24 protein-coding genes are annotated in these 23,470 nt (G+C 63.6%); 16 read left to right on the top strand and 8 right to left on the bottom strand.

Annotated features, from left to right (window positions below; translation table 11 throughout):
• Window positions 1–5 precede the first annotated feature (5 nt).
• The 6 genes from AC1D10_RS07975 (at window position 6) to AC1D10_RS07950 (ending at window position 6,439) form a co-directional block, all read left to right on the top strand.
• A complete protein-coding gene (locus AC1D10_RS07975) occupies window positions 6–812 on the top strand; it encodes an extensin-like domain-containing protein (RefSeq protein WP_477270362.1) in 807 nt (268 codons plus the stop codon).
• A 184-nt stretch (window positions 813–996) separates the two neighbouring features.
• Entirely contained in the window at window positions 997–1,704 is a 708-nt protein-coding gene (locus AC1D10_RS07970) for an LssY C-terminal domain-containing protein (protein ID WP_477270360.1), read from the top strand.
• Window positions 1,705–1,864: 160 nt separating this feature from the next.
• Window positions 1,865–3,175: a hemolysin family protein gene (locus AC1D10_RS07965; protein ID WP_477270358.1), complete on the top strand. Its 1,311-nt coding sequence runs from the start codon at window positions 1,865–1,867 to the stop codon at window positions 3,173–3,175.
• Window positions 3,176–3,292: 117 nt separating this feature from the next.
• A complete protein-coding gene (locus tag AC1D10_RS07960; protein ID WP_477270356.1) occupies window positions 3,293–4,870 on the top strand; it encodes an HD domain-containing phosphohydrolase in 1,578 nt (525 codons plus the stop codon).
• Between the two features lie 90 nt (window positions 4,871–4,960).
• Window positions 4,961–5,233 (top strand): hypothetical protein, encoded by a 273-nt coding sequence (locus AC1D10_RS07955; RefSeq protein WP_027024197.1) that lies wholly within the window; start codon window positions 4,961–4,963, stop codon window positions 5,231–5,233.
• Between the two features lie 72 nt (window positions 5,234–5,305).
• Window positions 5,306–6,439 carry a substrate-binding protein gene (locus AC1D10_RS07950; protein ID WP_477270351.1) on the top strand — a complete coding sequence of 378 codons (1,134 nt, stop codon included), beginning with the start codon at window positions 5,306–5,308 and terminating at the stop codon, window positions 6,437–6,439.
• A 116-nt stretch (window positions 6,440–6,555) separates the two neighbouring features.
• Here AC1D10_RS07950 and AC1D10_RS07945 read toward each other — a convergent pair whose 3' ends face one another.
• A complete protein-coding gene (locus tag AC1D10_RS07945; protein ID WP_477270349.1) occupies window positions 6,556–7,536 on the bottom strand; it encodes a quinone oxidoreductase family protein in 981 nt (326 codons plus the stop codon).
• Between the two features lie 97 nt (window positions 7,537–7,633).
• Between AC1D10_RS07945 and AC1D10_RS07940 the strand changes: the two genes are divergently transcribed.
• Window positions 7,634–8,047: a winged helix-turn-helix transcriptional regulator gene (locus tag AC1D10_RS07940; RefSeq protein ID WP_477270347.1), complete on the top strand. Its 414-nt coding sequence runs from the start codon at window positions 7,634–7,636 to the stop codon at window positions 8,045–8,047.
• 56 nt (window positions 8,048–8,103) lie between these two features.
• Here the strand turns inward: AC1D10_RS07940 and AC1D10_RS07935 are convergent, their stop codons facing one another.
• Window positions 8,104–8,709 (bottom strand): NADPH-dependent FMN reductase, encoded by a 606-nt coding sequence (locus AC1D10_RS07935; protein ID WP_477270345.1) that lies wholly within the window; start codon window positions 8,707–8,709, stop codon window positions 8,104–8,106.
• A gap of 90 nt (window positions 8,710–8,799) precedes the next feature.
• Between AC1D10_RS07935 and AC1D10_RS07930 the strand changes: the two genes are divergently transcribed.
• Window positions 8,800–9,168 carry a winged helix-turn-helix transcriptional regulator gene (locus AC1D10_RS07930; protein ID WP_477270343.1) on the top strand — a complete coding sequence of 123 codons (369 nt, stop codon included), beginning with the start codon at window positions 8,800–8,802 and terminating at the stop codon, window positions 9,166–9,168.
• A gap of 236 nt (window positions 9,169–9,404) precedes the next feature.
• Here AC1D10_RS07930 and AC1D10_RS07925 read toward each other — a convergent pair whose 3' ends face one another.
• Both AC1D10_RS07925 and AC1D10_RS07920 read right to left on the bottom strand, forming a co-directional pair.
• Window positions 9,405–9,800 carry an acyl-CoA thioesterase gene (locus AC1D10_RS07925; RefSeq protein ID WP_379100772.1) on the bottom strand — a complete coding sequence of 132 codons (396 nt, stop codon included), beginning with the start codon at window positions 9,798–9,800 and terminating at the stop codon, window positions 9,405–9,407.
• 125 nt (window positions 9,801–9,925) lie between these two features.
• Entirely contained in the window at window positions 9,926–10,867 is a 942-nt protein-coding gene (locus AC1D10_RS07920; RefSeq protein WP_477270341.1) for a phosphoribosylaminoimidazolesuccinocarboxamide synthase, read from the bottom strand.
• A gap of 201 nt (window positions 10,868–11,068) precedes the next feature.
• On the opposite strand from AC1D10_RS07920, the gene AC1D10_RS07915 reads away from it, so the two are divergent.
• Genes AC1D10_RS07915 through AC1D10_RS07905 form a run of 3 tightly spaced genes read left to right on the top strand, consistent with a single transcriptional unit; the run spans window position 11,069 to window position 14,807 of the window.
• On the top strand, window positions 11,069–12,685 hold the full coding sequence (locus AC1D10_RS07915) for a GMC family oxidoreductase (RefSeq protein ID WP_477270339.1): 1,617 nt from the start codon (window positions 11,069–11,071) through the stop codon (window positions 12,683–12,685).
• A complete protein-coding gene (locus AC1D10_RS07910) occupies window positions 12,682–13,893 on the top strand; it encodes a mandelate racemase/muconate lactonizing enzyme family protein (protein WP_477270337.1) in 1,212 nt (403 codons plus the stop codon). The genes AC1D10_RS07915 and AC1D10_RS07910 overlap by 4 nt, the downstream gene beginning before the upstream one ends.
• Complete coding sequence (locus AC1D10_RS07905; protein WP_477270335.1) at window positions 13,890–14,807, top strand: NAD(P)-dependent oxidoreductase; 918 nt, start codon at window positions 13,890–13,892, stop codon at window positions 14,805–14,807. The genes AC1D10_RS07910 and AC1D10_RS07905 overlap by 4 nt, the downstream gene beginning before the upstream one ends.
• A 79-nt stretch (window positions 14,808–14,886) precedes the next feature.
• Here AC1D10_RS07905 and AC1D10_RS07900 read toward each other — a convergent pair whose 3' ends face one another.
• The gene (locus AC1D10_RS07900) at window positions 14,887–15,825 is read right to left on the bottom strand and encodes a diacylglycerol/lipid kinase family protein (protein WP_477270333.1); all 939 of its coding nucleotides are present in this window, start codon (window positions 15,823–15,825) and stop codon (window positions 14,887–14,889) included.
• A 728-nt stretch (window positions 15,826–16,553) separates the two neighbouring features.
• Between AC1D10_RS07900 and AC1D10_RS07895 the strand changes: the two genes are divergently transcribed.
• The 4 genes from AC1D10_RS07895 to AC1D10_RS07880 all read left to right on the top strand — a co-directional run bounded on the left by AC1D10_RS07895 (window position 16,554) and on the right by AC1D10_RS07880 (window position 19,826).
• On the top strand, window positions 16,554–16,988 hold the full coding sequence (locus AC1D10_RS07895) for a hypothetical protein (RefSeq protein WP_477270331.1): 435 nt from the start codon (window positions 16,554–16,556) through the stop codon (window positions 16,986–16,988).
• 6 nt (window positions 16,989–16,994) lie between these two features.
• Window positions 16,995–18,125, top strand: coding sequence for a hypothetical protein (locus AC1D10_RS07890; protein ID WP_477270329.1), 1,131 nt, complete (start codon window positions 16,995–16,997; stop codon window positions 18,123–18,125).
• 15 nt (window positions 18,126–18,140) lie between these two features.
• The gene (locus tag AC1D10_RS07885; RefSeq protein ID WP_477270327.1) at window positions 18,141–19,139 is read left to right on the top strand and encodes an alpha/beta fold hydrolase; all 999 of its coding nucleotides are present in this window, start codon (window positions 18,141–18,143) and stop codon (window positions 19,137–19,139) included.
• A gap of 165 nt (window positions 19,140–19,304) precedes the next feature.
• Window positions 19,305–19,826, top strand: coding sequence for a hypothetical protein (locus tag AC1D10_RS07880; RefSeq protein ID WP_477270325.1), 522 nt, complete (start codon window positions 19,305–19,307; stop codon window positions 19,824–19,826).
• 3 nt (window positions 19,827–19,829) lie between these two features.
• Here the strand turns inward: AC1D10_RS07880 and AC1D10_RS07875 are convergent, their stop codons facing one another.
• The 3 genes from AC1D10_RS07875 to AC1D10_RS07865 all read right to left on the bottom strand — a co-directional run bounded on the left by AC1D10_RS07875 (window position 19,830) and on the right by AC1D10_RS07865 (window position 22,535).
• Window positions 19,830–20,453 (bottom strand): hypothetical protein, encoded by a 624-nt coding sequence (locus AC1D10_RS07875; RefSeq protein ID WP_477270323.1) that lies wholly within the window; start codon window positions 20,451–20,453, stop codon window positions 19,830–19,832.
• 18 nt (window positions 20,454–20,471) lie between these two features.
• The gene (locus AC1D10_RS07870) at window positions 20,472–22,094 is read right to left on the bottom strand and encodes an FAD-binding protein (protein ID WP_477270321.1); all 1,623 of its coding nucleotides are present in this window, start codon (window positions 22,092–22,094) and stop codon (window positions 20,472–20,474) included.
• 198 nt (window positions 22,095–22,292) lie between these two features.
• Window positions 22,293–22,535, bottom strand: a complete 243-nt coding sequence (locus AC1D10_RS07865; RefSeq protein WP_379100806.1) for a DUF1344 domain-containing protein — start codon at window positions 22,533–22,535, stop codon at window positions 22,293–22,295.
• Window positions 22,536–22,974: 439 nt separating this feature from the next.
• Here AC1D10_RS07865 and AC1D10_RS07860 point away from each other — a divergent pair, with 439 nt between their 5' ends.
• On the top strand, window positions 22,975–23,469 hold the full coding sequence (locus AC1D10_RS07860) for a YegJ family protein (protein WP_477270319.1): 495 nt from the start codon (window positions 22,975–22,977) through the stop codon (window positions 23,467–23,469).
• The last annotated feature ends 1 nt before the right edge of the window (window position 23,470 follow it).

Genomic DNA, 23,470 nt, shown 5'->3' with positions numbered 1-23,470 from the left:
CGCCGATGGCCGGCAAATTTCGTGCTGTGTTTTTCGCCGCCGCGCGCCAATCGAAGCCTGCAGCGATGCTGGTTGCCGGCCTTGCCCTGGCGGCCGTTTCGGCCTGCAACACCGGCAGCGTGCTGTCACTTGAACCGGCTGTCGATGTCGGCTCGCAAACGGCTGCCGTGCCGCAGTACACGGGCATGCAGAAGCTTGTCCCCTCCAATCCCTACATGACGAGCGCCGCCTATCCGCGCATGGATGAGCCGATGTCGCCGGTCGAACAGATGCCGGCCAGCGAAACCGACTGCCGCCAGCAGCTGAAGCGCCTCGATGTCGCCTACACCGATCTGGCGCCGATCCACGAAGGCCAGTGCGGCATCGATTATCCGGTCAAGGTCTCGGCCATCGGCAACATCCAGATGAAGCCCGCCGCGACACTGACCTGCGACATGGCCGCCACCTTCGCCGGCTGGACGAAGAACGAACTCGTTCCCTCCGCCCGCTGGCGCTATTTCTCCGGCGTCAAGACGATCCACCAGGGCTCCAGCTATTCCTGCCGCACCATTGCCGGCGAAGGCGTGCTGTCGGAGCATGGCAAGGGCAACGCGCTCGACGTCATGAGCATCGAGCTCAACAATGGCGACGACATCGATGTGCGCAAGCCCGGCCTGTTCGCCTTCCGCACCCGTGGCTTCCTCAACAACGTGCGCGCCGACGGCTGCCAGTATTTCACCACCGTGCTCGGCCCCGGCTACAATTACGACCACCGCAACCATTTCCATTTCGACATCAAGAACCGCAGGAACGGTTATCGCGCCTGCCGCTAGAGCAATTCCAGGAAAAGTGTGAAACGGTTTTCCGTCCGGAATTGCGTCAAAACAAAGAGATAGCGTGGTTCGCCGTTTCCGTGAAACGGTGAATCGCTCTAGAACATCGACCAGCGTGCCGGTACCCTTTGCCGGCGGGTCAAGACACCGCGTAAAGTGATGCCGGAACGTTCGGGCGGCGGTGATGAGCCAGCGAAGTTTTCGGCGACGCGTTGCAATCTGGGTGGCGGCCTTCCTGGCCGCCTATCTGGCGCTCGCCTATTTTGCCGCGCCGGAATTCTGGACATTCCGGGATCGCGGCTTTCGCACCCAGCGCTTCGAGATGGTGACGCACACCCCGCAGGGCATTCCGGGCGACCCGATCAATGTCGGTCTGGTCGGCACGCAGAAGGAGGTGGTCCACGCCTTCGCTGTCGCCGGCTGGGACACCGCCGACGCCATTACACTGAAGACGGCGATCGAGATCGGTGAGAGCGTGCTGTTTGACCATCCCTATCCCGATGCGCCGGTCAGCCGGCTGTTGTTCGACGGCCGCGCGCAGGATCTCGCTTTCGAAAAGCCGGTCGGAGCCAGCGCCGACCGGCGCCATCATGTCCGCTTCTGGCAGACCAGCGCGACCGGCGATGACGGCCGGCCGCTATGGCTGGGCTCGGCCAGCTTCGATCGCGGCGTTGGCCTGAGCCACGACACCGGCGCCATCACCCATCACATCGGCCCCGACATCGATGCCGAACGCGATTTCCTCATGCGCGACCTGGCCACCGCCGGCATGCTGATATCGACCAGCGACATTGCAGGCGTCGGCGCCACCAAGACCGGGCGCAATGGCGGCGGCGATCCCTATGTCACCGACGGCGAGGCCGTTGTCGGCGTGTTGAAGCAACTGCCATGAGATCATGTGTTCTGGGACCAGATGGTCCGGGATCGAACTGAAATTGCTCGTGAGCTTTCCGATGCCGCGAGGCGATGTCGGTTGAGAGCTGCAACTGTCATTTTCTAAAAATCATGGCGGACTATTTTCGAAAACCGCGCCGCAATGCTATGGACCGCTCATGCTATACGTCGAAATCGCTATCGTGGTCGTCCTCATCTGTGTGAACGGCCTTTTGTCGATGTCCGAACTCGCCATCGTCTCGTCGCGCCCGGCCAGGCTCAAGGCGATGATCGACCGCGGCGTCAATGGCGCCGGCCGTGCTCTTGAGCTTGGCTCCAATCCCGGCAAGTTCCTGTCTTCGGTGCAGATCGGCATCACTTTGGTCGGCGTGCTCTCCGGCGCGTTTTCGGGCGCCACGCTGGGCGACCGGCTGGCCACCTTCCTGGCCTCGAACGGCATGCGCGAAACCGTCGCCGATCCGCTCGGCGTCGGCATCGTCGTCGCCATCATCACCTATTTCTCGCTGATCATCGGCGAGCTGGTGCCCAAGCAGATCGCCTTGCGCGATCCCGAGCGCGTTGCCGCGCGGGCGGCGCCGGCAATGACCATCCTCGCCACCGTCTCGGCCCCCCTGGTCTTCCTGCTCGACATTTCCGGCCGCGCCATATTGTGGCTGCTCGGCCAGCGCGGCGAAAGCGAGGAGAAGGTCACCGACGAGGAGATCAAGATGCTGGTCGCCGAGGCCGAGCACCACGGCACCATCGAGTCCGACGAACGGCGCATGATCGCCGGCGTCATGCGGCTTGGCGACCGCGCCGTGCGCGCCGTGATGACGCCGCGCACCGAGGTTGACTGGATCAATTTGCAGTCAGACGAGAGCACCATTCGCAAGCTTTTGATGGAAACCCAGCATTCCCGCCTGCCGGCGGGCGACGGCGGCGTCGATGTCATGGTCGGCGTCGTCCAGACGCGCGACGTGCTCGCCGCACTGCTTGCCGGTCGCGTGCTCGACCCGCGCAGGCATGTGCGTGCCGCTCCCATCGTCTATGACCAGGCCGACGCGCTGGATGTGCTGCAGAAGCTCAAGGAATCCGACGTGCCGATGGCGCTGGTGCATGACGAATACGGCCATTTCGAAGGCATCGTCACCCCGGCCGACATTCTCGAAGCCATCACCGGCGTCTTCCGGGCGGATACCGACGCCGGCGACGAGGAGAATGCCGTCAAGCGCGAGGACGGCTCGTGGCTGCTCGCCGGCTACATGCAGGCCGACGAGATGGCCGAGGTTCTCGGCTTCGACCTGCCGGAAAACCGCGACTACGAGACCGTCGCCGGCTACGTGCTGTCGCACATGCACCATCTCCCGGCGACCGGCGAATGCGTCGACGCGCAGGGCTGGCGCTTCGAAGTGGTCGACCTCGACGGCCGCCGCATCGACAAGCTCATCGCCACCCGCCTGCCCGGCGCGCACCGCGAGGTGGTGCGGTGACGATCAGCGCAATGTAGACCATTCGAGGGTTGGCTTTTCGGCCCACCCCGGCTTGGGATTTTTCCCCTAGGTATTTGCGGTACCCGGAGCTAGCATGGGCCCACTGGGAGGTGGGCGATGACAAACGTCTCGATCCGCCGGGCGGACTTCATGATGGTCCTCGCCTACGCTTCGGACCTTGCCACCGGCCATTCTCGCGACTTCGCGCTGAAATCCTGCGTGCTTGCAATGCGGATCGCCGAGCTTGCGGGCGTTTCCGATGAGGTTCGGCGCAATGCCTACCACCAGTCGATGCTGCGCTATGTCGGCTGCAATGCCGACACGGACCTTCTGTCGGCCACCTTCGGCGACGAAATCGCGCTCCGCCAGGATCTCGTCGGTCTCGACATGGGCAATCGTGCCGAACTGGGCAGGGTTTTCGTGCAGGCCTTCAAGCGGTTATACTACGATCTCGATCCTGACGCCCCGGCCAGGGCGGTCGAGGCCGCGATGTCGCAGGCGCTCGCGGTGGCCCGCCCGGTGCTCACAGCGCATTGCGAGGTCGCGCAGCGGATCGGCGAGCGGCTCGGCCTGTCCGACGAGATCCGGCGCAATCTTGGACAGATCTACGAACGCTGGGACGGCAAAGGCCTGCCGCGTGGGCTGAGTGGCGAGGATGTCCTGCCCGCCGTGCGCCTGATCACATTGGCGCAGGATGCGATTGCGCTCAGCGATGCCCTCGGCATCGACGAGATGGCCGAAACCATCGCCAGTCGCGGCGATGGCCCATACGAAGCGGGTCTGGCCCGGCTCGTCTCGGCTAACGCGGCGGGCCTGATGGAGGGCATCGGCGCGACGGTCGACCGCGAGACCATTTTGGCGCTTGAGCCCGATCCGCCGGTGACGCTGGATGAGGGGGCTTGCGATGAGGCGTTCCTGGCCATAGCCGACATGATCGACATGCGCATGCCGTTTACCCAGGGCCATTCGCGGATGGTGTCGGAACTGGCCACGGGTGCGGGGAAACGGATCGGGCTGCCCGACCCTGACGTTCGCGCGCTGCGCTGGTCGGGCTGCATCCATGATATCGGCGAACTGGTGGTACCGGTGGCGACCTGGATGCGCAACGGCCCGCTGTCTGTCCGCGAGCGCGACGCGGCACAACTGCACGCCTATTACGGCGAACGGGCGCTGGCCTCGTTCGGCCGCGAGGGCGATGCGGTGGCCGCCCTCGTGCTTCGCCATCACGAACGCCTGGATGGCTCGGGCTATCACCGCAAGGTCGGCGCCTCCGATCTGTCCCCGGCGGCAAGGATCCTGGCCGCTGCCGAAGCCTTCCAGACGTGGCGCGAGGAACGTCCGCACCGCAAGGCGCTGTCCAGCGAGGCGGCGGCGACACAGCTGCGCGCCGCGGTACGTGACGGTTGTATCTGCCCCGACGCCGCGGAGGCCGTGTTGTCTTTCGCGGGCCAGCAGTCGCGCCGGGCTTTGCCGCGGGCGCTGGCCGGCATGACGCCGCGCGAAATCGAGGTGCTGCGCCTGATCGCCGCCGGACTGACGGCGAAGGAAGCGGCACGCAAACTCGATATCTCGCCCAAGACCGCGGACCACCATATCCAGAGCGTCTATTCCAAGATCGGCGTGACCACCCGCGCCGCGGCCGCTCTCTACGCGGTCGAGCATGGCCTTATCCGACCGGGCGAAACGCAGGCATAGGGAATCCACCCCATGTGCGCCTGATCCGAGACGCGCATCGTGATCCTGTCGACGGACCAATGGTGGCCGCGACCGACAGGAGGAAATCAGATGCTTCTCGCAACGACCAAGGTGGCTGATGTCGACCACTTCATCCGTATCTTTTCAACCAAGGGCGCCGACAAGCGCCGGCTGCACGGCTCGAACGGCGCAACCGTCTTCCGCGACCCCAGCGAGCCCGACCGCGTCTGGGCGATCTTCGACTGGGACGCCGAGGGCTGGAAGAATTTCGTGTCGGATCCGGAAGTGCCCGCGATCCTGCAGGAAGCCGGCCATGTCGGAAAGCCGCAGGCGGCACTGCTGCTCGGCCACTACGAGGCCTGAGGTCCCGCACTGCGTGCCGCCTGCCACCCGGCGGCGGCGCGCCCGACGAACCCCCATATTTGGAGAAATGAAATGGATCCGAAACCCATCAAGATCGGCCTTATCGCCGAACTCACCGGCCCGTTGTCATTCATGGGCATCGCAAATGCGAACCTCACCACCATGCTCGTCGACGATATCAACGCCAAGGGCGGCTTGCTCGGCCGGCCGCTGGAGCTTGTCATCGAGGATGGCGAAACCATCGACGGCGTCGCCAAGGCAAGGACCGCAAAACTGATCGACGTCGACAAGGTCGATGTGGTCGTCGGCGGCATCTACAGCTCGACCCGCCAGGCCATCAAGAGCGAGGCGGTTACGCGGGGCAGGACGCTCTACATCTACACCGAGCAGTACGAGGGACAGGAAAACGATCCCCTGATCTTCTGCACGGGGCCTGTGCCCGCGCAGCAGGTTGAACCGCTGATACCATGGCTCATGAACAGCACCGGCGCGAAGAGGTTTTATTTGCCGTCGGCCGACTACATCTGGCCCCATTTGCTGAACAAGGCCGCGAGCCGGGTGGTGCGCGCCAATGGCGGCGAGATCGTCGGCGAGGAGTATTTTCCGCTGGACACCGTCGATTTCCGGCGGACGGTGCAGCAGATCATGGCGAGCGGCACCGACGTGGTTTTCAACACGATCGTTCCGCCGGGTCTGACGCCGTTCCTCGAAGAACTGCACAAGGCCGGTTTCGGCAAGCGCGGCGGCAAGATCGTCTGCACCTACTTCGATGAGAACTTCTTCAATCTGGTGCCGTTCGAGCAGATCGAGGGCCTCTACAGCTGCCTCGACTATTACCAGGAACTCGACGATCCGTTCGGTCGCGCGCTCTTGCGCCGCTACGGCGACCGGTTCTCCGGCAGTGCTATGTTGACCGCCGGCAGCGGGTGCACAGGCCACTACCGGGCGATCAGGATGTGGGAAGCGGCGGTGGAGGAGGCCGGCACGGTGGAGCGCGACGCGGTCATCCGGGCGCTCGATCACGCCCGCATAATCGAGGGACCGGGCGGCCCGGCCGAAATGGTTCCCGGCCAGCACCATGTTCGCATGAACATGTACATCGCGCAGGCGCAGGCAGGTCGATTCCGGGTTGTGAAGAACTTGGGTCTGATCGATCCCAATGAGCGTGCGCTTGGCGACGAACTGCAACCAAGCAACGCAGGCTGACTCGGGCGTTGATCACTGTTCTTCCAGGTGGCGGGGCGGATAGATGGTTGCCCTCGCCACCGGCGATCCGCTTGTGAGCACAAGTCGAGCAGGATCCTAAGGTATCATCACAACACTCAAGCCATCAGCACGACCTTGCCCGTCGAGCGGCGCTCGTCCAGCAGCCGGTGCGCTTCTCCCGCTTGGTCGAGCGGGAAGCGGCCGCCGATCGCAACGTGCAGCCGGCCGCTCGCCGCCAGCTGGAACAGCTCGGACAGGCTGGCTTTCAGCACGTCGGGGGAGAGCAGCGGCAGCAGCGCGAAACCTCTCAGCGACTGGTTGCGGCCGATCATCGCTTCCAGGTCTGAAGCCCCGAGTGCATAGCAGCCGAGCGCCGCGAACACCAGCTCACCGCCAGGTGACAGCGCCTGCAGCGACGCAGCCGTCAGCTTGCCGCCGACCGTGTCGTAGATGATGTCGGCGCCCTGCCCGCCCGTGATGTCGCGGACACGGGCGGACCAATCCGGCTTGATATAGTCGACGGCGGCATCGGCGCCGAGCGACAAAGCGAGATCGAGTTTTGGATTGCCGCCGGCGGCCGCGACCACCTGGCGTGCGCCCTTTAGCCGGGCCAGTTGGATAAGCAACGAACCGACGCCACCCGACGCGGCCAGCACCAACACCGACTTGCCGCCGGGCGGACTTTGCCGAACCAGGTGAAGGGCTGTAAGGCCTTGCACCATCACCGCCGTCGCATCCTCGAACGACAGGGTGTCCGGCAGAGGCACGACCAGATCGGCGTCGATCGTCACCTGCTGCGCATAGCCACTGTGAGGACGCTGTGACACGAACAGCGGCGCGGCGACGCGGCTTCCCAACAGCGCGACATCCACCCCTTGCCCAACGGCCTCGACGACGCCTGCCGCCTCGACACCCAAAATCATCGGCAGCTGAGGCGTCACCGCGTAGCCATCCCTGCGCATCAGCACTTCGAAGAAGTTGATCCCAGCGGCGTGGACGCGAACCAGCACCTCGCCGGCCAGCGGCGCCGGCGATGGCAGGTCGATCACCTCGAGCACGTCCGGGCCGCCGAAGCGGCTGAGTTGAATGGCTTTCATGGCAAACTCCTATTGCGCTGGCATCGGCCACGGTTTGCCACTATCTGCGGAGCCTCGACTACACACTCATTTGTCCCCTGCTGACCGGGAGGTGACCATGGCCAATCCGAGCAAGAAAATGCCCGTCAAGAGATTGCCGATGCTGCCGGCGGAACGCGCGCTGAAAGTGATCGCCGGGCGCTGGAAGGCGGTCATCCTCTACCACCTCTTCGATGGCCCGCGGCGGCTGTCGGCACTGAAGGCACTGATGCCCGGCATCACCCAGAAAGTGCTGATCCAGCAGCTTCGGGAGATGGAAGAGCACGGCGTCGTCCGTCGCGAAATCTTTGCCGAAGTGCCTTCGCGCGTCGAGTATTCGGCAACAGGCCTCGGCCTCAGCCTCGAGCCGATCCTGCTGGCGCTCTGCCAATTGGGCCAGCACCACGCCGACGAACTCAACGAGATGGATCGCCTCGCCGATTGCATCATCCGCCCAAGGCCGGCGCGGGAGACGCACGCCTCCCACAATTGAAAAAGGGCGGCGCAAGCGCCGCCCCGGATCCTTGGGAGGATAATTCGAACCCGCGCTCAGGCCGCCTTGACTTCCTCGGCGACGGCGTCGGCCTGACGCGCGGCCTTGAGCACCTTGGCCCACCAGGCGACGTCGTTGACCAGTGCCGTGGCGGCCTGGTTCAGGTGCTCGAGATCCTCCAGCTTCTTCTCGCCCTGTCGGACGGCGAGGAAATCGCCCCAGGCGATATGGACAGCCGACTTGACCGGCGCCATCTGCAATTCGACCGCATGCAGGCGGAGCTGCTCGACGGCGCGGGCGCCGCCGACACTGCCATAGCCGACGAAGCCGGCCGGCTTCTTGTTCCATTCGTTGGCGGCGTAGTCGATGGCGTTCTTCAGCACGGCCGTCGGACCATGATTGTATTCGGCGGCGGTGAAGATGAAGCCGTCATATTCGGCGACCTTCTTCTGCCAGCGCTTGGCCACTTCGTTCTGCGACGGCGCCCAAGCGGAGGATGCGACCTCGTCGAAGAACGGCAGCGGGAAGTCGCGCAGGTCGACGACATCGACGTCGATGTCGGCATGCGATTTGGCGATCTTGGCGATCCACTGGGTTGGCACGTCGGCGAAGCGCGCGGCGCGCGTCGAACCGACAATGATGGCGATCTTGGGTTTTGACATGGGGGGCTCTCCTTGCAAGTAAAGCTGGTATCGTTTGGATACCGGCGCTATATGAGATACTGTCAACTCGATGCGCAAGGAGGCACCTTTTTGTTACTGAGGAACCCGCTCAACACCGAAGATTGCCGCGCCGTTTCGGAAATCCTGCAGCGCGTCGGCGACAAATGGACTGTTCTGGTGGTCGGCAAGCTCGGCCAGGGACCGTTGCGATTCAATGAGTTGCGTGCGGCTGTCGGCGGCATTTCGCAGAAGATGCTGACCACCACCTTGCGCGGATTGGAGCGCGACGGCTTCGTCACCCGCACCGTATTCCCGACCATACCGCCGCGCGTCGATTACGAGCTGACCGAACTCGGCCATGAGTTGCTGATCCCGGTCAGCGCACTCGGCGAATGGGCGCGCATCAACACCACGCGTGTGCGGGCAGCGCGTGAGAAATTCGACGAGATGCACACCTGAAACCCTTGCGTTGCAAGGTTTTTCGCCGACGGCTGCGCCGGCGGAATTTCCATTCCGTCGGGGGCTGTTGATCCGGTTTCGGGTCTGGCTTTCAGACGAACGCCGTCAGCGGACAAGGTCAAGGCCACGGCGGTACCTCCCAGCGGCGTTCAGCAATCGTTGACTGATTGTCTTCGTTCATCAAAAGACCGTGCGGCGGCTCGTTTCGCATCTGCCGCGCGATCACCCCGGCATGGTCAGCTTTCCGCCGGAACCGCCTTTGGCTTGCCCTCGCCATCCAATGCCACCATGACGAAATCGGCATGGGTGACCTTCTCCATCAGGTCGGAGAGGTAGCGCTGCGCCCAGGCCTCGACCTTGAGCGTCATCGAGGTGCGGCCGACGCGCTCGACATGTGTGTAGATGCAAAGCGTGTCACCGATTTTCATCGGCTTGGCGAACGACATTTCCTTGACCGCCGCCGTCACCACGCGGCCCTTGGCGCGCTCTGCCGCACGGATGCCGCAGGCCAGATCCATCTGCGCCATCACCCAGCCGCCGAAGATGTCGCCGGCCGCATTGGCGTCCGAAGGCATGGCCAGCGTGCGCAGCGTCAAATCGCCGAGCGGCCGTCCTTCAGCGTACTGCACCATGGGGAAATCCTTCGAGGTCAATTGCCCTCGATCCCGTAGCGTCAAGGCGCCGACAGGTCAACGCGCCGATGGACAATGTCGCGTCCTACCGCCGCCCGCATTGCCCAGCGAAGCTCACCTGGCCGCTAGAAGTAACGCTCGAGGTTCGAACGAATGCGATCCAGGACGTTGGCCCCGGACAGGTCAGGAGAGAATTCTCTGCCGGTGATCGCCTCATAGGCCTGCGCATAGACCCTGGAGGCCTGTTCGACGATCTCCTCGGGTATGTCGGGAATCGGATCGCTGTAAGGATCGCACCTTGCCGAGACCCACGACCGGATGAAATCCTTGTCGAAGCTCTCCGGCCGGCTGCCACTTGCGAGTGCCTGTTCGTAACTCTTTGCGATCCAGTACCGGCTGCTGTCCGGCGTATGGATCTCGTCGGCAAGGATTATGGTCCCATCCTTGTCCGTGCCGAATTCATATTTCGTGTCGGCGAGGATGAGACCGCGTTCGGCGGCGCGCTGCTGGCCGCGGGCGAACAACTGCAAGGCGTAGCCTGACACGGTATCCCACTGCGCCGGCGTGAGAAGGCCCTGTTCAAGGATCTCGGCCTTGGACAGGGGCTCGTCATGGCCACCATGCGAAGCCTTGCTCGTCGGCGTGATGATCGGCTCGGCCAATTTTTCATTGTCGCGCAGGGCGTCCGGCAGGCTCAATCCATACATGTCCCGATCACCGCGCCGGTACCTTGTCAGGATCGAGGTGCTGGTGGTTCCCGCCAGATAGCCACGCACGACGATCTCGACCGGCAGGATGTCGAGCCTTGTGCCGACGACGACGTTCGGGTCGGGGTATTCGAGAACATGGTTCGGGCAGATATCGGCGGTTTCCTCGAACCAGTACCGGGCCGTCTGGGTTAGGATCTCGCCCTTGAACGGGATCGAGGCCAGGATGATGTCAAAGGCGCTGATGCGGTCGGTGGCGATGATGATGCGCCTGCCGTCCGGCAAGTCGTAATTTTCGCGGACCTTGCCGCTGTAATGGCCCGGCAGTTCCGGAATGAAAGCGTCAGGAAGGGTCCGCATATGATGTTCCGCCTTCCCGAAGTTGATGGATGTCATCGCATAAGCCCTCGACCCCAGGCATATCAAGCAGGATTGTCAGCCTCTCAATCCAAACCTTGTATCGGCAGTCGCTTTTTTCACAACGCATGCCGGATGGCGCGGCGTCGTTGCGCGCCCGCCGCGTCTAGGCTGCAGCCGGATTTCCGGAGCCGCCCACCAATCATGCAGACCTATGACTTCATCATCGTCGGCTCCGGCTCGGCCGGCTCGGTCCTGGCGGACAAACTGTCGGCCTCGGGGCGATTTTCCGTGCTGGTGCTGGAAGCCGGCGGCACCGACCGCCGCTTCTACGTGCAGATGCCGCTCGGCTACGGCAAGACCTTCTTCGATCCCGCGGTCAACTGGAACTACAAGGCCGAGCCGGACCCGGGCCTAGCCGGCAATGCCGACCACTGGCCGCGCGGCAAGCTGCTCGGCGGCTCGAGCTCGATCAACGCTATGGTCTGGATCCGGGGCGCGCGCGAGGATTTCGATGCCTGGGCAGCCGCTGGCAATCCCGGCTGGGGCTATGACGACCTGTTGCCCGCCTTCAAGGCGCTGGAGGACAATCAGGCCGGTGCCGACGCATGGCGCGGGGTCGGCGGCCCACTGCATGTCACCGACTGTTCGGACGCCGTCCATCCGCTGACCAAGCGCTATCTCGCCGCCGGCCAGCAGGCCGGCCTGCCGCTCAACCCGGATTTCAACGGCGCCGCCCAGGAGGGCGTCGGCGTCTACCAGATCTCGACCCGCAACGGCCGTCGCATGTCGGCGGCGCGCGCCTTCCTGCGCCCGGCGATGAAGCGCGCCAACGTCCGCGTCGAGATGAATGCGCTGGCGACCCGGGTCCTGTTCGAAGGCAAGCGCGCCGTCGGCGTCGAATATCTGCAGAACGGCGAGACCAGGACGGCGCGCGCCGGCCGCGAGGTCATTCTGTCCGGCGGCTCGGTCAACTCGCCGCAGCTTCTGCAGCTGTCCGGCGTCGGACCGTCTGCTCTGCTGGGCGGTCTCGGCATTCCCATCGTCCACGCCAACGAAAACGTCGGCGCGCATCTGCAGGACCATGTCGGCATCAACTACACTTTCAAGGGCAGGCTGCCGACGCTCAACCAGACGCTGCGGCCATGGTGGGGCAAACTGCTGGTCGGCATGCAATACATCCTGACGCGTTCGGGGCCGCTGTCGTTGTCGATGAACAATGCCGGCGGCTTCTTCCGCACCGATCCGGCCGCGACCCGCCCCAACATGCAGCTCTATTTCCAGGCCTTCTCGACCGTCATTCCAAAGAGCGGCGAGCGCCCGATCCTGACGCCCGATCCGTGGCCGGGCTTTTCCATCGGCCTGTCCAACTGCCGCCCGTCGAGCCGTGGCGAGATCATGATCCGCTCCAGCAACCCGCGCGACTATCCCAGGATATCGGCTAACGCCTATTCGACTGAGGCCGACGTCGCCGAGATGCTCGACGCGGTAAAATTCGTGCGCAGGATCGCCTCGATGCCGGCAATGGCCGAGATCATCGAGGAAGAGGTTCTGCCCGGCCCGTCGATCACCTCCGACGCCGACCTGATCCAGGATTTCCGGAAGCGCTCGGGCACCGTCTATCACCCGGTGTCGACCTGCCGCATGGGGCCTGATCCCTCGCGCGCCGTCGTCGATCCACGCCTCAAGGCGCACGGGATCGAGGGCCTGCGCGTCATCGACGCCTCGATCTTTCCCGACAACATCACCGGCAACACCAACGCCGCCTCGATCATGACCGGTTGGAAGGGCGCCGAACTGGTTCTGGAGGACCAAGAATGAAAATCACCGACGTCAAGACCTGGGTTGTCAGCAACCCGCCGCCCGGCATCGGCGGCAAGTATTTCATCTTCGTCAAGCTGACCACCGATGGCGGCGTGGTCGGTTATGGCGAGGCCTACAACGCCACCTTCTCCGCCCATGTCACGGCGAAAATGGTCGAGGACATGGCCGAGCGTTATCTGATCGGCCGCGATCCGCACGACATCGAGAACTTCTTCCGCCGCGCCTATTCGTCCGGCTTCACCCAGCGGCCGGATGTGTCCGGCATGGGCTGCTTCTCGGCGCTGGAAATGGCCTGCTGGGACATCATCGGCAAGGAGGCCAACAAGCCGGTCTACAAATTGCTCGGCGGCCAGGTGCACGAGACGCTGCGCTCCTACACCTACCTCTACCCGCACACCGGCAGCGTTCACTCCGAGGATGCGCGCGGCAAGAACGTCTACAACGACCCCGATCTCGCCGCTGCCTGTGCGCTCGAATATGTCGAGCAGGGTTTCAACGCCGTCAAGCTCGACCCGGCCGGCCCCTACACCGCCTTCGATGGCCACCAGCCGCGCCTTGTCGACATCGACCTGTCCACCCGCATGATCAAGGCCATCCGCGAGGCGGTCGGCACCAGGGCCGACATCCTGTTCGGCACCCACGGCCAGTTCACCGCATCGGGCGCGCTGCGCATGGCGCGCGCCATCGAACCCTACGACCCACTGTGGTTCGAGGAGCCGGTGCCGCCCGACATGCCCGAAGTGATGGCGCAGGTGGCTCGTGGCACATCGATCCCGATCGCCACCGGCGAGCGGCTGACGACCAAGTTCGAGTTCGCCCGGGTGATTGAGAACCGTGCCGCGACCATCCTGCAGCCGGACCTCGGCCGTTCCGGCGGCATTCTCGAAACCAAGAAGATCGCCGCCATGGCCGAGGCCTACCACATCCAGGTCGCGCCGCATTGCTATTGCGGACCGATCGTGGGTGCCGCCAACATCCAGCTGGCGGTGACGCTGCCCAACTTCCTCATCCTGGAATCGCTGAAACAGTGGGATGGTTTTCACGCGACGCTGCTCACGAAGAAGATCGAATGGCAGGACGGCAACGTCATCCCGTCGAAGGAGCCCGGCCTTGGCGTCGAGCTCAACGAAGCGGTCTGCGACGCGCATCCCTACACCGGCAAGGAGCTGCACCTGCAGATGATGCAGACGCCGCTGATGCCGTGAGCGAAAGCTACGCCTTCATCGGCCTCGGCCATCTCGGCGGCAACCTTGCCGCCAGCCTGATCCGCAACGGTTTTGCCGTCACCGTCTTCGACCGCGATCCCGCCGCCGTCGAGCGCCTCGTCGCGCTCGGCGCCACAGCCGCCATCAGTCCCGCCGAGGCTGCCGCCAGAGCCGGCAACGCCATCACATGCCTGCCCTCGCCCAAAGTCAGCGAAGCGGTGCTAGCTGGCCCCGGCGGATTGCTCGAAGGACTGCCCGAGGGCGGCAGCTGGATCGAGATGTCGACCAATGGCCGCGACGAGATCGTGCGCCTTGCAGCCCTCGCCTCAGCCAACGGCATCGACACATTGGAATGCCCGGTCACCGGCGGCGTGCACCTGGCGGCGGTTGGGAAAATCACCGCTTTGGTCGGCGGCGACGCGGCGCTCTATGCGCGCCACCGCGCGGCCATCGAAGCGATGTGCGCGAAGTCGTTCCTGATGGGTCCGGTCGGCTCGGCGGCGGTGATCAAGGTGATCACCAACATGCTCGCCTTCATCCATCTCGTTGCCGCCGGCGAGGCATTGATGCTGGCCAGGCAGGGCGGGCTCGACCTCGCCCAATCCTACCACGCCATCGTTGCCTCCTCCGGCAACAGCTTCGTCCACGAGACCGAAAGCCAGCTCATTCTCAACGGCTCCTACGACATCGGCTTCACCATGGACCTGGCGCTGAAGGACCTCGGCTTCGCGCTCGCCATGGCTGAACAATCCGGTGTGCCGCTCGACCTGGCATCGCGCGTCAACGCGATTTTTGAACAAGGCAAGGCGGCCTATGGCGGCGGCGCCTGGTCGACCCAGATCGTCAAGCTGCTGGAAGATGCCGTTGGCACCGACCTGCGCGCGCCCGGTTTTCCGGCCAAGCTCGAAGTCTGACGCCAGCAGGAAATCAAGCGATTTCAGGGTGTTGGGCCCATCACCGGATTCACCTGAATCGATCTGTTAACGACTTGAATCAGTACCTGAGTGTCAGCGCGCCGGGCAGGATCTCGAAAGTCGCGGGTATGCGTCCCGGCGACTCGCCGTCTATGTCGACCATCGCGCCGTTCTTCTCGACATCGCCGAGCGGCTCGACCACCACTTTCCTGCCGCGCAGGATTGTGATCGCCGGATGGTTGCGGTGGCGTCCGCCATAGAGCAGCCGGATATCCCAGATCAGCTTCAGCTTGCCGGCAGCGCGCAGGATGACGATGTCGAACTGCCCGTCTGTCAACTCGGCATCCGGCGCGATCATCATGCCGCCGCCGAAGAACTTGCCATTGGCCACAGCCACCAGCGCCATGCGCGCTTCGACCGGCGCGCCGTCGTCCACCGTGATCCTGACATCCTGGAACCGATAGCGGACGAACTCGACCACGGTGCGCCACAGGAACAGCGCCTTGGCCGACATCTTGCCCTTGCGCTTGTCGGCATTGACGGCGCGGTCGGTGGCGCCCGACAGCCCGAGGCTGGCGATGTTGATGAAGTGGCGGCTGGCCAGCGCGCCATGGTCGTCGATGTAGCAGATGCGTCCGGCGTCGACCTTCCGAGCCTTGGCCTCGGCTAGCCGCTTCAGCACCGCATCCACCTCTTTCGGCAGGCCCAGCCCGCGCGCGAAATCGATGCCGGTGCCGCACGGCAGCAGGCCGAGCTCGGTCGTCCTGCCGCTTTCCTTGGACGCCTGCAGCAGCCCGTCGGCCACTTCGCTGGCGGTGCCGTCGCCGCCCGCCGCGATCACCAGGTCGAAACCGCTCGCCGCGAGATCGAGCGCCAGCCGCTCAGCGTCGCCTTCGGCCTGCGTTTCGCGCAGTTCGAAATCGCCGAAATGCTTTTTCAGCGATGCGGCGACCTCAGGCCAATGCCGTTTCAACCGGCCGCCACCGGCAATCGGATTGAGAACCACCCCGACTTTCAAGCACATCCTCCCGCAGGGACATCACGGCGCTCGGCGCCTCGAGAATCCTTTGCCGGCATTGAAGACCGCGCCCGCCGGCAGGGCAAGGCCGAATGTCCGCGGATACCGCTCACCATGACGGATCAGGAAGTCGCGTTATCCCTGGTTGATCCCCGATAACCCCGTTATCCACAGGGCCGCGGCCATTCCCCACGACCCTTACCCGGCGTAAGTTCAACCCATCTCAGGCGGCTACCGATCGCCCAGCCGAAAGGCGAAGTGAAAGGCGGATTTCCTGAGGCCCGTACGGCCCAGATCGAAGAGCAGGCTCGCCTGTTCGAGGGGCGGATGCCGAGACCTACGGGGCCGCGGAAAGCGTGCCAACGCCGACGGCGGACCGATGCTGCCATGAAGGACGGCAAAAACCTTCGATGGTGCGCAGGGCAAAGCCCGCAAGGGTGTAGACCGGCGTGGTCCCGAACGGACGCTGCTCTCGGGCGGCGGACTGGCAGGACCGTCAAAATCAAGGCCGGCATGGCGCGACGACTTTGCGGAAGTTGCTGCCGCGACCGTGTCCTGATCTGACAGGGAGGCGCTGGGAGAAATCCCGGCGCCGACTGTCTTTTTCTCCCCTCCATGTCCTTGCCGGTGATCTTGCCGGCGCCGCTTCACCGCGCGCCAAAATCGGTTAGTATTGCTGCGTCGTCAGAGTCTGTTTGCAAAACAGGCTCGCAGAAGGGGGATACTTCATGACGTTGATCCAGAAGCTTGCCGTTGCCTATGCTTTCCTGTTCTTCAGCGTCGTCGCCATCGGCTACATACCGGCGTTCAACGATGCCAACGGCAATCTGTTCGGCCTGTTCTCGCTGCAATGGTATGACGACCTGCTGCACGCCTTCTCCGGCGTCTGGGCGCTGGCCGCTGCCTTCATCTCGCACCGCCAGGCCGTGTTCTATTTCAAGCTGTTCGGCTCGGTCTATCTGTTCGATGGCGTCCTCGGCCTGGTCACCGGTTCCGGCTGCCTCGATGCCGGCATCTTCATCAACGGCTTCCGCTCCCTCAACGATATCGAATTCCCGGCCCGCTTCTTCGCCAACCTGCCGCACATCGTCATCGGCGGCTTCGCCGTCTATGTCGGCTTCTGGCTGTCGAAGCGCATACACGACCACTTCGCCACGGCCTGATCGGGCATGTTCCTGTTCCGCTGGCTGAAGCGCATCATCAAGGCGATCCTGTGGTTGATCGTCATCGTCATCCTGATCCCGATCGTCGGGCTGAGCTATGGCTTCCTGACCACGTCGTCACTCGACAAGGCGCCGCTGCCCGGTATTGCCGACGGCGCTCCGCCAAAGGCCTTGGCCGACAAGGTTCGCACCGAAATCCCCGGCTACCAGAGGCCGGAGGAATCGACCTTCCTCACCTACCCGGAATGGGCGATCGTCTACGCCGCGCGCGAATATGCCGGCTTCGTCGACAAGAACCAGCCGAGCGGCTTTCCCTACTGGTCCTATGTTGGCCGCTTCTGGCAGGACTACGCCATGGTGATCCGCGCCAGCTCTCCCTACAAGTTCAACTTCGCCAACCACCAGATGCTGGTCATCATCGGCACCAGCCACAGCATCGAACATATCTTGCAATGGGCCTATGAGAACACCGTCGGCCGCATCACCGAGGCAACCGCCGGCAAACGCACCGCCGCCGACATCTATCAGGCCAAGGTGGCGGCCGACTATGCCGCTTTCCTCGACCAGGTGCCGTGGTATCAATTTCCCTATGCCGAGAAGCGCGCCGGCCTGTTTGCCGTGCAGCCAGCGCCGGGCGACAGCTCCATCCGCACCAGCGAACGCAAGCTTGCGTTCGGCCTCGCCGATACCATCAAGCAGGGCTACGCCGACCTGATCAAGCAGGCACTCGCAGCCACATCCCCACCAGCCTTCCTCGATATCCACGTCTGGGCCAAGGGGCCGGTCGGCGAAGCGACGCACAACGAGCCCGACACCTTGCTCGAGCGCGACTTCGGCGCAGACGGCACCGTCTTCGTCACCAAACGCTATCAGGTGTTTACGCAGATGATCCCGCGCCTGATCGACAAGGGCGTCTCCTTCGTCGAGATCGGCGGCAATGACGAGATCATGGTCACCGTGCTCTCCACCGACTCGATCGCTGTCCCCGATGGCATCCGCATCCTGTTCAGCTATCCGCTGCCGGCCGATCCAGCCACACGCCGCACCGGGCTGACCGTCGCGGTGCGCAAGCTGCATCTCGTGCTGCCGGCTCTGATCAAGTCAGGCGCCAGGCTCGAACACGTCTATGATTATTGAGACGATAGTCTGGCCATGCGTCGGTTGATCCGCATCGTCGGCTGGCTCGCGCTCACGCTGGTCGTGCTCATTGTGGTCGTGCTTGTCGGTTTTCGTGGCGCCGCGGCGCTGCGCGAGAACCTGTCACCCGAGGAAGCAGCCCCGGCGGGAGCGCTGTTCGTGACGGTCGACGGCCTGAAGATTCACTATCAGGTCTGGGGGCCCCAGGATGGGCCGCCGCTGCTCCTGTTCCACGGCACGGCCTCCTGGGCCGAGACATACCGCGATATCGCCGCGCCATTGGGAGAACAGGGCTTTCGCGTCATAGCGCCCGACATGCCTCCCTTTGGTTATTCGGAGAGACCCGCCGACCAGGATTATTCGCGCGCCGCCCACGCAAGACGCGTCCTCGGTTTCGCCGACGCGCTCGGCCTTCGCCATTTCAGTGTCGGTGTCCACTCCTATGGCGGCGGTGGCGTGATCGAAGCGGCCTTCTCGGCCCCGGCTCGCATCGACGCGCTGATCCTGCTCGACGTGGCACTTGGCCTCGGCCGGACCGAGGCACCGGCCCTGCCGTTCGCATCCTTCCTGAACAGCGACTGGCCACGCCAGTTGCTGACCGCCTCGACCTTCACCAACCCGCTTATGGTCGGACCGGGCCTGCGCTCCTTCATTGAGAACGACGACGTGGTCACCGCCGAACGTATCGCGATCTACGCAAGGCCTCTCAATGTTGAAGGCACCACCAATGCGGTTGGCCACTGGCTGTTTACCGGCCTGTTCAACGACGAGCGAAAATCCCTGGCCGCCAACCCCGCGAACTATCGTACCTTCACGCCGCCCGTTCTCGTCATCTGGGGACGACAGGATACGACCACGCCTCTCCAACAGGGTGAAGAGATTGCCTCGCTGTTTCCGCATGCCGAACTGGCGGTTCTCGATGGCGTCAACCACATCCCGCAGGTCGAACGACCGCACGACGTGGTGCGGCTGATCGCGAATTTCCTCAAGCGAATCTTGCCGGCCACGCGATAGTTCGACTGTTCGGCGCTCCGCCACGCTCATTCCACAATCGCGGCCAAATCCCGCCTTGTTCGCGCGCGATTGATGGTTGCATGTCACCCAAGAGTGGATACCGGTTCTGGGACAACGACATGCGCTGAAGTGGGCTGCCAAGGGGCATCTCGAAGGGACAAGACCGTGATCAAGACCGCCCTTGTCGCCATGACCATCGTCGGCTGCGACTGCGACGCCAAGCTTTGCGAATATATCGGCGAGACACCGGCCAAGTGGTCGACCGTCGCCGAGTGCGAAGCGGCGATGAAGAGCCAGATGCTGCACGAGCGCAATTTCAACTATCCGCTCATCTCCGGCATTTGCCGCGCGAAGGGCTCCTCGTCCTCTTCGCAGCTGGCTGCGACCGCGTCCCGACCTGAACTGAAGCCCGCCAGCCGGGCGGTTGAGCCCGAAAGCCCGCTGCCGCCGGAATTGAGCCATCGGCCGAGCGTTCCCGTCGGCTCGCCGACGACGGCCATGGAAGCGGCCGCCGCCCGGCCCGTCGCCTATGAACAAGTGGTCGATGGCGGAACCGGCGTGCTCTATCGCACGAAGAACGGCTACGCCGTGGTCAAGACCGATCTTGGCCGCGCCGCCTCAGCGACCGCCGACATGGCGAAACGTTCGGCGAACTGGCTGGCTGGCTTGGTGCCGAAGGGCCTCTGATCCCTATAGCTTGACCTTCAAGCTCTGCCAGAATTTGTCGATCAACGGCTTTTCGGTCGCCGCGTCCTCGCCGGCAACACGGGTGATGAACAGCAGCCCCCGATCGGCAAGGCCGAAGCCGACGATCTCGAAATCGGCGGTGCCGGTGCGTGTCTTCACCTTGGCGAGAATGCCGGTCAGTTGCTTGCCGTCGGCAAGCTTGCGCGTCGTCGGCTCCTGCGTCAGCGTCGCACCAGCCTGCACCGATTCCTTGGTCATCTCCTGCAGCATCAGCTGGTTGAGCGACACCGGATTCATCTTGCCGTATTCCTGCACGACGACGATCGTGCCCAGCGCCGAGGCCATCAGATACTGCGTGATGTTCTCGCCGAGATCGGTCTTGGTCACCGAAATGTCGCTCGGATGGACGAAGGAAAAACTGTCGCCGGAAAAGGTGGCGAAGTCGTTGCGCTCCAGCGTCACCTTGCTCTGTTTGCCACCCGGCAGCGTCACATCAGTGCTTTCGCCGGGATCGATGTCGACCGTCACGCCGTCGATGGTCAGCTTGAAAGCCTTGAGATCCTCGGCGTGGACCGGTCCAGCGCACAGCGCGATGAGGGTGAGTGCCGCCGCCGATACCATCCGCATTGGTTGTTCTCCTGACGTCTACGCCACCCCGCTCAGTGCCTTGATGGCACGGTAGAAGGTCGAGGAAAACAGTTCCGTCGGGTCATATTGCCGTTTCGAGGCGAGGAAGGCCGGCAGCTCGGGATAGGAGACCAGCAATTCCCTGGCGGTGTAGTGCAGCTGGTAGGGCAGGAAGAACCGCCCGCCATGCTTGATCGTCACGTCGATCAGCGCCCGTGTCAGCGTCCGCATTTTCGCATTGCCGTCGGCATCGGTCGGCTGGTTGATGTAGAGCACAAGCGAATAGGCCGGCTCCGGCGCGTAGGTCAGCGCGACATCCTCCTTGTGGACGATGCGCACCGAGGCATTGAGCACCGGCAACGGCTGGTTGCGCAGGATCTCGCGGGCCTCGGTGATGAACTCGATATAGGCGGCGCGCGGGATGAAATACTCGTGCAGGATGTCGGTCTCATCCATCTGATCGTTGAACAGATAGGGCACCGAATCGTGCATCGGGTTGTTGCGGGTGACAAGACAGGCCTCGCCTTCGGCCATGGCTGAGGTGCGCGCCACCGTGCAGCTTTCGAATTTCGGCTCCAGCGTCTTTTCGGTGAACCATTTCAGCTCCTGGAACAGGCTGCCCCATTTCGCCAGATTGATGATCACCCGCTTCAGCCCGACCGAACCTGGCTCGCCGATCTCAGGCTGATCGGCCGGCGGCTGGTCGGCGACCTTGTCGTAGCGGTAGACGATCATGTCCTCGAGGAAATTGCCCGGCGCGGTCGACAGGTGGCCGTAGAACAGGCCGATCTCCTTGTTCGGCTCCAGCACATCGGCGAAGAATTTCGGGAAATCGTCCGATTTGATGATTTCGCGCGAGGTGCGGTAGACCACGTTGTCGACGATATCGAGCGTCGCCTCGAGCACCACGCCGAACAGGCCATAGCCACCGACGACGTGGCGGAACAGGTCGGTATTCTCGCTCGGCGAGCAGGTCGTCACCGAACCGTCGGCCAGCATCACCCGCATCGAGCGGATCGAGCCGGCAACCGAACCGGCCTGGTGGTCCATGCCATGCGCGTTGACCGAGATCGAGCCGCCGACCGAGAAGATGTCGGTCGACTGCATCGCCTTCACCGCGAAGCGGGGATGCAAAAGGTTCTGGATATCATGCCAGCGCGCGCCCGGCTGCAAGGCCATGGTCTTAGTCGCGGCGTCGACCGTCACCTTGTTGAACTTTCTGAGGTCGAGCACCAGCGCGTTGTCGTCGAAGGCATGGCCGCCCATCGAGTGGCGGATGGCGGCCAGCGACACTTTCAAGCCGTTGGCGCGCGCGAAGGCGAGCGCCTGGGCGATGTGGTCCTCCTCGGTGACCTCGACCACGCCATAGACCGGTGTCATCGACAGGCCGCTGGCATCGTTGATGTCGCCACCCTTGGCCGACCACGGCAGCGAAGCATCGAAGGCCGGCGGGCTGGCAATTGGCTTCAGCGGCAGCGCGATGCCGTCGATATCGGCGATGCGGCCTGCGTTCTTCGGTCCCGAAGGCCCGCGCGCCAGCCGCGCCACCGTGGTGCCGCCCCACAGCACCGCGCCGCCGACGACAGCCGCACCCAGCAGCAATCGCCGCGACAGGCGAAACCCTTTTTGTTCCTCGGCCATGACTATCCCCCGACGGCCAAGGGATAGCGCGGCTCTTTGGCAAAAACCATAGCGGCGCTGTCGGGGCAGCGCTCCGCCTGGTTGCCTGGCGTTGAGTGGCGAAGACCATGAAAGTGGCCGATCCCCGAAGGAACCGGCCAGGTAGTGTGGAACAGGGTCTGAAAAGTTCAGTCAGCAGGTCTGCTGACGCACGCGCGTCTACGAAGCCTTCTTGATCGACGTCACCATGCCGGTCTTGTCATCGACAGTCACCGCCACCTTTGCGCCAACCTTCAGCTTTCCGACCGCCGCGTCCGGCGACAGCTGGTAGATCTTGCCGTCGTCGAGGGTGATCGACTTGGTCGTCGGGTCGACGGACTGGATGGTACCCTGAACGGTTGCGGCATAGGCCGTGCCGAGGAAGGCGAGCATAGCGACGGTGGTTGCGAGGGTCTTCTTCATCGTTGGCACTCCGTGTCTGTTTCGGTTTTCCGGGCTGCCATCTTGGGAAACGACAGCACCGAACAACCCGAAACTGGACCGGAAAGCTCGGCCCGAGCAAATCACGTTGAGTGAATTTTTGCAAACAATATCATAGGCTTAATTCCGACACATTGCTGATGGCGGACGCGATTTCCAATCGCTTCAGTCTCCCCTAAGCGCACTTCTTGCCACGGAAAGAGTCATTTAGCGATTGCGGCGGGCGGCTTTCGACCACCATGCAGCCGCCGCAATCCACCTCGGGCGGCATCACGGAACAGACTGCTGACCGGTCATCGGCACAAATTTTGTTTCATGGATCAGTTGAAACCGGCCGCAAAGCGAATGAAACTCGCGCTCTGGTTGCAAACCAGGAATGGATGCCGGATGGTGTCAACCGTTGCGATGAAGGGGGCCCTCGATGAAGTTTGCAGTCCGGACCATGATAGGACTTATGCTGGCGTTTGCTCCCGGATTGGCCGGCGCACAAGCCACGGATCCGGACGACGACAAGACGGTGATCTTTACTCCCGGCGACCCCGAGATGGCGGCAGCGACCGCGAAGGCGCTCGCCAGCCTTGATGAATTCCTGGCTTTGTCCGAGGCTCCTCCCTCCGGCACGGACAGGTTCAAATTGAAGGTCAAGGTGCGGGAGGGGAGCGTCACCGAACACTTCTGGGTCATACCGTTCCGCCGCACCGATGCCGGATTTGCCGGCCTATTGGCAAACCAGCCGGAGAAAGTGCACAACGTCGTCCTCGGCCAGAATATAGAATTCACCAGGGGCGATATTTCCGACTGGGGATACACGCGCGACGGGCGTCAGGTCGGCAGCTTCACTGTCTGTGTGATGTTCAAGAAAATGTCGAAAGAAGAAGCAGACTACATGCGCGACAAATACGGCTTCGACTGCTGAC

This window comes from Mesorhizobium sp. P2_A8 (assembly GCF_056404935.1).
Note: the sequence above shows the minus strand (reverse complement) of the source record. Positions and strands in the feature narration are given on the sequence as shown.